Annotated in this window: 8 protein-coding genes and 1 other RNA gene; 1 reads left to right on the top strand and 8 read right to left on the bottom strand. The window is 67.7% G+C overall.

Translation table 11 applies throughout. The features are described 5' to 3' along the window. Positions 1-5: 5 nt before the first annotated feature. The 7 genes from CDO46_RS27485 to CDO46_RS27515 form a co-directional block, all read right to left on the bottom strand. Positions 6-563 carry a LuxR C-terminal-related transcriptional regulator gene (locus CDO46_RS27485; protein ID WP_087841768.1) on the bottom strand — a complete coding sequence of 186 codons (558 nt, stop codon included), beginning with the start codon at positions 561-563 and terminating at the stop codon, positions 6-8. A 53-nt stretch (positions 564-616) separates the two neighbouring features. After that, an RNA gene (rnpB, locus tag CDO46_RS27490) (RNase P RNA component class A) lies at positions 617-1,028 on the bottom strand. A gap of 11 nt (positions 1,029-1,039) precedes the next feature. Continuing rightward, on the bottom strand, positions 1,040-1,870 hold the full coding sequence (locus CDO46_RS27495) for a DUF3025 domain-containing protein (RefSeq protein ID WP_087841746.1): 831 nt from the start codon (positions 1,868-1,870) through the stop codon (positions 1,040-1,042). Further along, the gene (pyrC, locus tag CDO46_RS27500) at positions 1,852-2,907 is read right to left on the bottom strand and encodes a dihydroorotase (RefSeq protein WP_087841747.1); all 1,056 of its coding nucleotides are present in this window, start codon (positions 2,905-2,907) and stop codon (positions 1,852-1,854) included. The genes CDO46_RS27495 and pyrC overlap by 19 nt, the downstream gene beginning before the upstream one ends. Before the next feature lie 134 nt (positions 2,908-3,041). Then, a complete protein-coding gene (locus CDO46_RS27505; protein WP_254914716.1) occupies positions 3,042-4,550 on the bottom strand; it encodes an amidohydrolase family protein in 1,509 nt (502 codons plus the stop codon). Positions 4,551-4,643: 93 nt separating this feature from the next. Next, positions 4,644-5,837 (bottom strand): M20 aminoacylase family protein, encoded by a 1,194-nt coding sequence (locus tag CDO46_RS27510; protein ID WP_087841770.1) that lies wholly within the window; start codon positions 5,835-5,837, stop codon positions 4,644-4,646. Positions 5,838-5,889: 52 nt separating this feature from the next. Then, positions 5,890-6,729, bottom strand: coding sequence for a DUF3047 domain-containing protein (locus CDO46_RS27515; RefSeq protein ID WP_176400859.1), 840 nt, complete (start codon positions 6,727-6,729; stop codon positions 5,890-5,892). Between the two features lie 254 nt (positions 6,730-6,983). On the opposite strand from CDO46_RS27515, the gene CDO46_RS27520 reads away from it, so the two are divergent. Beyond that, the gene (locus tag CDO46_RS27520) at positions 6,984-7,355 is read left to right on the top strand and encodes an SWIB/MDM2 domain-containing protein (RefSeq protein WP_087841749.1); all 372 of its coding nucleotides are present in this window, start codon (positions 6,984-6,986) and stop codon (positions 7,353-7,355) included. A gap of 77 nt (positions 7,356-7,432) precedes the next feature. Here the strand turns inward: CDO46_RS27520 and CDO46_RS27525 are convergent, their stop codons facing one another. Further along, entirely contained in the window at positions 7,433-8,518 is a 1,086-nt protein-coding gene (locus CDO46_RS27525; protein WP_254914717.1) for a PQQ-dependent sugar dehydrogenase, read from the bottom strand. Positions 8,519-8,878 lie beyond the last annotated feature (360 nt).

The raw sequence follows: 8,878 nt of genomic DNA on the forward strand, positions 1-8,878 counted from the left end.
CGGGGCTACGGCAGGCCCAGCAGGCGGGAAATGAGCTCGCCCACGGTCCGGGCCTCGAGCTTGCGCATCAGGCGCAGGCGATAGGTCTCGACCGTGCGCGGACTCAGCGCGAGGTCCTTGGCGATCTGCTTGCTGGTCCGCCCGGCCAGGATCTGGGCCGAGATCTCCCGCTCGCGCGGCGTCAGCGCCAGGCGGACCGGACGCACCGGCCGCAGGTCCTCGAACACCCAGATGGCGCAGGCATAGGGCTGGGCCGGGTCCACCGGCTGCCCGGATACCGCGCACCAGAACAGCTCGCCGTTGCGATGGACCATGATGCGCTCGTCGCGGTGGATGCCCTCGGCCAGCATGCTGCGCACGCCACGCGCGCCGATGTCCTCGTACTCGGCGTGCGACGGATACAGCATCTCGGTGGTCTGCCCCACCAGTTGCTGGCGGCTGTAGCCGAACATCCCGGCGAACGCCCGGTTGCAGCGCTCGATGAGGCGGTCGCGCGTCACCAGGAGGCCGACCGGGGCCAGTTCGAAGGCTAGATCCAAAGGGGTGGGCAGGGCTGCGGTCATGGGGCTCGCGGCGATGGGCTTGCCCCGGATGGATGGCCAGGCGCAAAGAATCAAGGCAAAGCAGATCGATAGGCCGGATTCTGTACACGGGCATCGCCCGCGGGCAGTCATTCCTCTGGGCCGGCCGTTGCCGGACGGCTCTAGCCACCTACCCGCATGCTCGGACGGACCGCCCTGTGCGGCCGAAGCCGCGCGCATGCCTATTTGGTGTTGCTCCGGATGGAGGTTGCCGCGTTTCACCCTGCCGCGACTCGCACGGTTGCCCATGCGAACGGTACGGAGTGGCCGTACCGGTGCGGACATCGTCCGCCCTCGCCGCAGACTCGTCTCTGTGGCCCTGTTCCTCGGCTTCGCGCCCGGGCTTGCGCCCCGGCGATCGCCGGACGGCCGTTAGCCGCCATCCTGTCCTGTGGAGTCCGGACCTTCCTCGATGCCCGAAGGCACCGCGACTGCCTGATCTGCTCTGCGCGTGTATTTTACCGCTGACGGGTGCGGCCGGGGCGGAAAACCTCGGGATCGTCGTAGAACCCCGGCGTCGTGTTGTCGGGCCACCAGCCGGGCAGGCCCAGCACCGGCAGCGGGCAGAGGTCGCGCGCGGTGAAGAAGGGCCAGTTGTCCAGCCAGTCGGCCACCAGCCGGTCGACGGTGGTCCGCCGCTGCTGGGGCGAAGCGCGGAAATACGAGTCGTCGACCGGCACGATCAGCGTGTGGGCGGTGATGGCCTTGTAGGGCCGCACCAGCTTTTCCAGCAATCCGTGGCCGATCGCCCAGGGTTCGGTCTGCATCAGCGTGGCGGTGCGGCGTTCGACGAACAGCTTACGCCAGTCGAAACGGCGCAGGGCCTGGGCCAGCTCGTCGCTGGAGCAGGCCAGCACGAGCCCGTTCTCGTCGAAGATGGTCACGGCGTCGCGCAAGGAGCCCCGCCCCTCGGCCGCCGGCACTTTCTTCAGCGCGCGTGCCTGCATCGCGTTCAGCCGTGCCTTGGTCTGCGGGAAGGCGAACCACACCAGCCCGTTGAAGAGATCGTGCAGGTTGTCGCGGGTCGGCACACGGCCGGTCTGGTGGATGTGCGCCTCGTAGGCCCGGCCTTCCGGCAAGTCGGCCTGTGGCACGAAGACCAGCGGCTTGCCCGAGGCCACCCGCATGCGTCCGCGCGCGCCGTGGCCACCCTCGCCCGCCGTCAGCAGCCGGTTCAGGCTGTCGCACAGGGGCTCCTCGCCCGCGGACGCCAGCAGTTCGCCCTTGTGGGCGACGCCGGCGAACCAGGGCTGGCCCCAGTCGATGTGGGTCAGATCGAGACCCGCCACGGCAAGGTCTCCCCGCTGGCCAGCGGCACGATGGTCTGTTGGCCGAACGACAGTTCGTCGGGAATCCGGAAGGGCTCGCGCACCAGCGTGAGCTTGCCGGTATTGCGCGGCAGGCCATAGAAATCGGGGCCGTGGAAACTGGCGAAACCTTCCAGCGCGTCCAGCTTGCCGGCGTCGTCGAAGGCCTTGGCGTACAGCTCCATGGCGTGCAGCCCCGTGAAGCATCCCGCGCAGCCGCAGGCGTGTTCCTTCAGGCCGCGCGCATGCGGCGCGCTGTCGGTACCCAGGAAGAAGCGCGGGTTGCCGCTGGTGGCGACTGCCACCAGGGCCTGGCGATGCGTCTCGCGCTTGAGCACCGGCAGGCAATACCAGTGCGGACGCATGCCGCCCTGGAACAAGGCATTGCGGTTGTACAGCAGGTGCTGGGGGGTGAGGGTGGCCGCGATCGGCCCCTCGGCATCGCGCACGTACTGCGCGGCATCGGCGGTGGTGATGTGCTCGAACACCACCTTCAGGGCCGGGAAGGCGCGGCGCAGGGGAATCATGACCCGGTCGATGAAGACCTGCTCGCGGTCGAACACGTCGATGGCGGGATCGGTGGCCTCGCCATGGGTCAGCAGCGGCATGCCAACCTCCTCCATGGTCTCGAGCACCTTGGCGCAACGGCCCAGCAGGTCCGTCACGCCGGCATCCGAGTTGGTCGTCGCCCCGGCCGGATACAGCTTGACGGCGTGGATTGCGCCCGACTCGCGGGCGCGCCGGATTTCCTCGGGCGCCGTATTGTCGGTCAGGTACAGCGTCATCAGCGGCGTGAACGCTTCCGGCCCGATGCCGCTCTTGCCGAGCGCGGCCAGGATGCGGTCCCGATACGCCAGCGCCTGGGCCGTCGTGGTGACCGGCGGCTTCAGGTTGGGCATGATGATGGCCCGGGCGAACTGGCGTGCGGAGTGGGCGGCGACGGCCTCGAGCGCCTCGCCGTCGCGCAGGTGCAGGTGCCAATCGTCGGGGCGGGTGATGGTAAGCGTGGAAATGGTCATGGATGCGGCCAAGGGGCGTCTCGAAGGATCGGCCGGCGCGGGCAGGTACGCCGCACCCGCGCCGGCCCGGTAGCCCTCATTTTACGGCCCGAATCCGGCCCGGCGCCAACTTCCGCGCCCGCGCCCGCCGCCGCTCATCCTTTCCGGTTCAGGTCGCCCAGGTTTTCCTTGCTGTTCGAGATGATGCCCTCGAGCCGCTCGTGCATCTTGCTCCCGGCCCGCGCGGCCAGGTCCGCGACTTCCTGGACGTCCAGCGTCGCGTGCCGCCCTCCCTGCAGCAACACGCGTCCGCCGACCATTACCGTATCGACGTTGGCGGGCATGCCCGAATAGACCAGCGAGTAATACGGGTCGATCACCGGCGCCATGTTGATGTCGCGCTTGCGGACCAGGATGATGTCGGCCTGCTTGCCGGCCGACAGCGATCCGATGATGTCGTCCATGCCGAGCACCTTGGCGCCGCCCAGCGTCGCGATCTCGACGATGCGGCGCGGTTCGAGCTTGCGGTCGACGTCGGCGCGCTGCTTGTGGGCCCAAAGCAGCGCCCGCATGACCGTGAAGAAATCCCCCGTCGCCAGCGCGCTGGACGCATCGACCGACAGGCTCAGGCTGGCCCCCAGCGCCTCCAGCTCCGCGAACTGGATGTAGCCGTTGCGCACCGTCGAGTACGGGATCTCGATAGCCGGCGACATGCTGAACTGCACCTGCTTTTTCACCATCAGTTCACGCTCGGCGGCGGTAAACCCCTGGGTGTGGATCATCAGGATGTCCGGCCCCAGCAGGTTGCTTCGATCCATCAGCCCCACGAGCCCGTGCGCCGTGTCGCCATAGTGCAGCGAGATCGGCAGCCCCAGTTCCTTCGACGCCCGCACCTCGCCGACGAAGGTCTCGTCGCTGCCGCCGGCCTTCAGTACGGCCGGCGTCGGCAGCTGCAGGTTGACGCCCAGCCTCAGCCGCGGATCCGCCCGGCCCCACTTCGCCAGCGTCGCCTTGACGCCGGCCAGGTCCAGGCGCTCGCCCCGGCCGGGCGTGCCGTACGAGAAGCGGGTGCGCGCCCCAACGTCCAGCGCCGCGCGGATCTCGGCATCGGCATGCGCGACCGAGCGCGTGTTGTGCGAAAAATTGTTCAGGCAGGTCACGCCCGAGAGCAGTTCCTGCATCAGCCCGAACCGGACCGAATGGAAGGCATCGTCCGGCGTGCACAGCGGCGCGGCTCGATTCGTCGTGGGGAAATAGCCGCGCAGGGGATCGTCGCCCCGCACCGAGCCCCGCAGGAAGGCATTCCAGAGATGGGAATGGGCATCGACGAAGCCGGGCATGACGATCATCCCGCGCGCGTCGATGACCTGCACGCCGGGCGCGGACAGCTTGCGGCCCACCGCGACGATGGTGCCGTCGCGTACGTGGACGTCGCCTTCGGGCAGGTCGCCCACGTTCCGGTCCATCGACAGCACATGGCCGCCGGAAATCAGGAACTCCCGGCCCGGCGTCCGCGCGCCTTCAGGCTGGGCCTGGGCCCGTGCGTGGCTCGACAGGGCGGCACCGGTCCCGGCCACCGCCGCCGCCATCGCACCGCGCAGGAAATCCCGCCGGTCCAGGCCGCCGCCTGCGGCGTGCGCCGCCGCGCGCTGTTCGTTCGCCATGCCATCCCCCTTTTTTTACTTTAGGTCTACAAATTTTATTCCTAAAGCAATTGGTGGCAAGGCTGGTGCAAACCCGCCCCCTTTGGGGCAGGCTCAATCCACGACCGGCATGCTGCGTTCGACCAGCGAAGCCATGATGCCCGCGCCCAGGGGGATCACCGCGTCGTTGAAATCGTAGTTGCTGCTGTGCAGGAAGCAGCCCTGTTCCGCGCCGCCCTGTCCCAGCCGGAAATAGGCGCCCGGCCGCCCTTGCAGCATGAACGAGAAATCCTCGGCGCCCATCGACGGCGTCAGGTCGCGGATGACGTTTTCCTTGCCCAGCATCGCGGTCGCCACGTCGGCCACGAAATTGGCCTCCCGCGGCGTGTTGATGGTGGCCGGATAGATGCGGTCGTACTTGAGCGTGGCCGTCGCCCCGAAGGCGGCGGCGATCGACGACGACAGGTCCCGCAGCCGCGTCTCGACCATCTCCTGCACCGTGCGGCGGAAGGTCCTCACCGTGCCCACCAGGCGGGCCTCGCGCGGAATCACGCTCATCGCGCCGGGGTTGCCGGCCTGCACCGAACAGATGGACACCACCGCGGAATCCAGCGGATTGACGTTGCGCGAGACGATGGACTGCGTCGCGGTGATGATCTGCCCCGCCACCACCACCGGATCGATCGTCTGGTAGGGGTGCGCGCCATGGCCGCCCTTGCCCTCGATGACGATCTCGAAGCGGTCGGAAGCGGCCATCATCGGCCCGGGATTGATGCCGACCTTGCCGGCCGGCAGGCCCGGCCAGTTGTGGAGGGCGTAGATTTCGTTACAAGGATAGGTGTCGAACAACCCGTCGTCCATCATCGCGCGGGCCCCGCCCAGCCCTTCCTCGGCCGGCTGGAAAATCAGCACCGCGGTGCCGTCGAAGTTGCGCGTCCTGGACAGATAGCGCGCCGCCCCCAGCAGGATGGTGGTGTGGCCATCGTGACCGCAGCCATGCATCAGGCCTGGCTTGCTGGAACGGTGCGCGAAGGCGTTGTCCTCGGCCATCGGCAGCGCGTCCATGTCGGCCCGCAGGCCGATCATGCGGCCGCTGTCGCAGCGCCGGCCGTGGATGATCCCGACCAGCCCGGTCTTGCCTATGTTCCGGTGCACCTCCACGCCCAGCAGCTCCAGCGCCTTGGCAACGATGCCCGAGGTGCGCACCTCTTCGAATCCTAGCTCGGGATGCGCGTGCAGGTCGCGCCGCAGCAGCGTCAGATCATCGTGAAACTTGCGTATGGCTTCCAGCGGCGAACGCAACGCCACCCCAGCATCCATTCCTGCTCTCCGGTCCTGCGGCCGCTCGGCGGCCCGAATGTCAATCGATAACCGGTCCGTCCGGGAGTTCCCCCAGCGCGGTACGACTTGGTGTCAAAAGCTGAATGTCGCCATACCAGCTCTCGGCGTAGCTCCGGGTATTGTCCGTATCGGTCATGACCCCGACGCCGATCAGCGTGCCGGGCTCCTCTCCGAACAACTCGATGTAGTCCTGCACATAGTTGCGCTCGTAGTCCAGCCAGCGTCCCGTTCGCTCCGGGCCGGACTCGACCACCTTCAGGCGGATGCGGGACGTATGGGCATTGGCCAGGCTGGCGCCCACCGGCTTGGCGGAGTCCCAGGTGTAGATCAGGGTGGCGTAGGGCATCTCGCGCCCCAGCAGCATGCGCGCGGTATCGGCCAGCATCTGGTCCCGCAGGGGCAGCTTGCGCCAGTCGCCGTCGAAGGCCAGCACCAGGCGGGCTGGAGCGTCCTCGGTCTCGGGGCGGGAACTGTCGGCCCGGTCGATCATCGCATCGGTGCGCCAGGACCAGCGCACATACGGAGCCTGCGCGGCGGGCAGGTTCACCGGCACCCACATCCCGCTCGCGGCGGACTCCGCCACGGCATGCAACACCGGACGCTCGTGCCCGCCCACGCTGGCGCGCGCGAGCTGGTAGCGGGTCCTGGTCTTGTCGGACCGGATGATCCAGGGCCGCCATCCCGCCGGGGCTTCGCCCACGGCCGAAGGCGATTGGGACAGCATCAATGCCGCGGCGCCGTCGATCGGTTCCGCCGGGTCCACCCGCTCGGAAGTGGGGCCGGCACAGCCCGCGAGCAGCGCCGCGAAGGCCAGCAACAAGGCGGACGACCGGATACGAAACGGAACAAATGCAAACATCGGCGGGCGCATCCCGACTGGGTGTAGACGGCAATGTGACCATTCTACCGGCCATAGCGGCCCCCCAAGCGTTGCATCCCCGTCTAAAACCCCGGGGAAACGCCGTTTCTATTGGAATTTTGTTGTGGCTTTGCCCAGCAAGGCGATATGCTGCGCTCGCGGGGTTATTCCGCAGTTCTGGAGTCTGCCTCTCGCGCACTGCGGTGTGGCCCTGCCAACGATCTGACGATTGAACCCCTTTTTAGGAGTACAGCATGGCCACAGCCAAGAAGGCGCCCGCGAAGAAAGCCGCGCCCGCCAAGAAAGCCGCTCCGGCTAAGAAAGCCCCGGCAGCCAAGAAGGCCGCTCCGGCCAAGAAGGCCGCGACCAAGGCTCCCCGCAAGGTCAACGCCGCCTTCCTCAAGCCCATGACCCCCAGCGCCACGCTGGCCGCCATCATCGGCCCGGCCCCGCTGCCGCGCACCGAAGTCACGCGCAAGATCTGGGAATACATCAAGAAGCACAAGCTGCAGGATCCCAAGGCCAAGCGCAACATCAACGGCGATGCCAAGCTCAAGGAGCTGTTCGGCAAGCCCAGCGTCGACATGTTCGAGCTGACCAAGATCGTCAACGCGCACCTGAAATAAGCAGGCCGCCCCGGCTCGCGGGGCTCCCGCCGGCGCCCGGCCAACGCGGTCCGGGCGCCCTGCAGGTCTTGCCCGGCCTACGAGCCTGCGGCGCCCGCGCCGCGCAGGACCAGTATCTTCCCCTGCCTGGCATCGGTCAGCAGGTACAGTTCTCCCGACGGTCCCATCACGACATCGCGGATCCGGCTGCCCAGATCGGTCAGCAGGCGTTCCTCGCGCACGACTTTTTCGCCGTCCAGTTGCAGCCGTATCAGCGCCTGGCCGCTCAACGCCCCGGTGAACAGGCTGCCGGTCCACGAGGGAATGGCCTGGCTCGTATAGAATGCCAGCCCGCTCGGGGACACCGACGGCACCCAGCTGTACAAGGGCGGCTCGAAGCCCGGCGGTGAAGCCTCCTGCCCGATCCTTCCGCCGCCATATTCTTCGCCATACGTGTACAAAGGCCAGCCGTAGTTCTTGCCAGCCCGCACGACATTCAGCTCATCGCCCCCCTGGGGGCCGTGCTCGACCACCCATAGTTCACCGGTGCGCGGATTCAACGCCGCCCCCTGGGGATTGCGATGGCCCTGGGACCAGATCTCGGGCAGGGCGCCCTTGTCGCCGACGAAGGGGTTGTCGCGCGGCACGCTGCCATCATCGTTGATACGGACGACCTTGCCGTGATGCGTGTTCAAGCCCTGCGCGTCCGGCCGGGTCTGGCGGCTGGAGCGTTCACCCAGCGTGATGAACAGCTTGCCGTCGCGCGCAAAGACCAGGCGTGATCCGAAATGCAATGTGCTGGCGAACTTCGGAGCCTGGCGGAAGACCACCTGGGAATCGGCGAAACGCCACTGGCCGCCGTCCTGCACCAGCTTGCCGCGAGCCACCGCGGTGCTGTTGCCTCCATCGCCCGCCTCCGCATAGCTCAGGTACACCAGGCCGTTGCGTGCGAAATCCGGATGTAGCACGACGTCCAGCAAGCCGCCCTGGCCCCGGGCATCCACCCGGGGCACGCCCGCCACCGGCGCCGAGAGCTGCCCCTGCCCGGAAACCACGCGCAAGCGCCCGGGCCGCTCGGTCACCAACGCGCCACCTTGGGGCAGCAGCGCCAAGCCCCATGGATGCTCCAGGCCCTCGGCCCAGGTGGACAACGTCACACCGGCGGGCAGGGCCGCACGGGCCATCGGTACATCCTTTCCCGGTCGCACAGGCTGCGCCACCGACGCGAAGGCCACTGTCATGCCCAGAGCCAGGGTCCATCCCGCCATCCATCGCACTGATCTCATGTCGTTCTCCTTGTCCGCGATCCTTGCTTGACCGGGAAAAAGGCGCGGCCGTTCCCCTGCGGCGCCACAGGATACGGAATTACAGGAAACAAGAGGTAGGGAAAGGCTTCCCGCAGAATGCGCGGCCGTGAAAAGACAAAACCCCCGGCCGGGTTTCCGGTCGGGGGTTTTGAGGGAGGGTAGCCTGACGATGACCTACTTTCACAGACGTCCGTCCACTATCATCGGCGCAAAGGCGTTTCACTGTCCTGTTCGGGA

It is taken from the genome of Pigmentiphaga sp. NML030171 (assembly GCF_002188635.1).
In the GTDB taxonomy this organism is placed as follows: domain Bacteria; phylum Pseudomonadota; class Gammaproteobacteria; order Burkholderiales; family Burkholderiaceae_B; genus Pigmentiphaga; species Pigmentiphaga daeguensis.

Coding starts and splice junctions, on each gene's coding strand:
- CDO46_RS27485 (WP_087841768.1), bottom strand. CDS start 563: ATGACCGCAGCCCTGCCCACCCCTTTGGATCTAGCCTTCGAACTGGCC.
- pyrC (WP_087841747.1), bottom strand. CDS start 2,907: ATGACCATTTCCACGCTTACCATCACCCGCCCCGACGATTGGCACCTG.
- CDO46_RS27505 (WP_254914716.1), bottom strand. CDS start 4,550: ATGGCGAACGAACAGCGCGCGGCGGCGCACGCCGCAGGCGGCGGCCTG.
- CDO46_RS27515 (WP_176400859.1), bottom strand. CDS start 6,729: ATGTTTGCATTTGTTCCGTTTCGTATCCGGTCGTCCGCCTTGTTGCTG.
- CDO46_RS27520 (WP_087841749.1), top strand. CDS start 6,984: ATGGCCACAGCCAAGAAGGCGCCCGCGAAGAAAGCCGCGCCCGCCAAG.
- CDO46_RS27525 (WP_254914717.1), bottom strand. CDS start 8,518: ATGGCCCGTGCGGCCCTGCCCGCCGGTGTGACGTTGTCCACCTGGGCC.